The sequence below is a fragment of the Aquabacterium parvum genome, assembly GCF_001447195.1.
Taxonomy (GTDB): Bacteria; Pseudomonadota; Gammaproteobacteria; order Burkholderiales; family Burkholderiaceae_C; genus Aquabacterium; species Aquabacterium parvum.
Genome location: NZ_LFRI01000101.1, coordinates 1 through 685, shown reverse-complemented (window position 1 = coordinate 685; position 685 = coordinate 1). Strand labels below are relative to the sequence as shown.

Annotated in this window: 1 protein-coding gene; it reads right to left on the bottom strand. The window is 58.8% G+C overall.

Going from position 1 to position 685, the window contains the following annotated elements; translation table 11 throughout:
- Nucleotides 1-238: 238 nt before the first annotated feature.
- The coding region (locus tag ABG80_RS03855) for a GNAT family N-acetyltransferase (protein ID WP_321166029.1) at nt 239-685 on the bottom strand (447 nt) is incomplete at its 5' end.

Below are 685 nucleotides of genomic sequence, written 5' to 3'. Positions count from 1 at the left end.
GCCTAACTACCAAGGTAACCGGCGCCGGAGCCCGCCAGGGCGGAGGGTACGACCAAGGGCCGTGAAAATGCCGAAGGCATGGCCCTTGGTTGCGTCCGCGTTGACCTGACAGTTAGGCTGGGGCGCGGAGTAGAGGGCGTGAAGCACACGGCAACCTGATCGCGGTTCGATGAACAGCAGTGCTGCATAGACGCTCCCTCTAATGTTTCTTGCCAGTGTGTCAAACGCAGGCGGTAGCTTAGCGCTGCCGCTTGATGATGAACGCATTCTCTGCGCGCTCGAAGCCCACCTGAGGGTAATAGGACATGGCGCCCGCAGCCGATAGAAGGATGAGAGAGACTTCATCGCCGATGGCGGCCTGAGTCCTTCGGATGAGCTCCGTTCCAATGCCTTGGCCTTGTACTGACCGGTCGACTGCCAAGTCGGACAGATAGCAGCAGTAGGCGAAGTCAGTGAGCGAGCGACAGACGCCAACGAGACGCCCTTCTAACCAGGCAGAGATGATCAAGCTTGGGGCGGAAAACATTCGTTCAATGCGAGGCGCATCGGACGTTGGCCGTTGGATTCCTGACGCGTTGAAAACGCGGATGACCTCAATGGGATCGAGATGGACGTCGCGGAGGTACTCGACTGCAGGCATGTATGTTGAGCTGCCAGAGCTTGTGTTTTCGAGGGGCCTAACGCC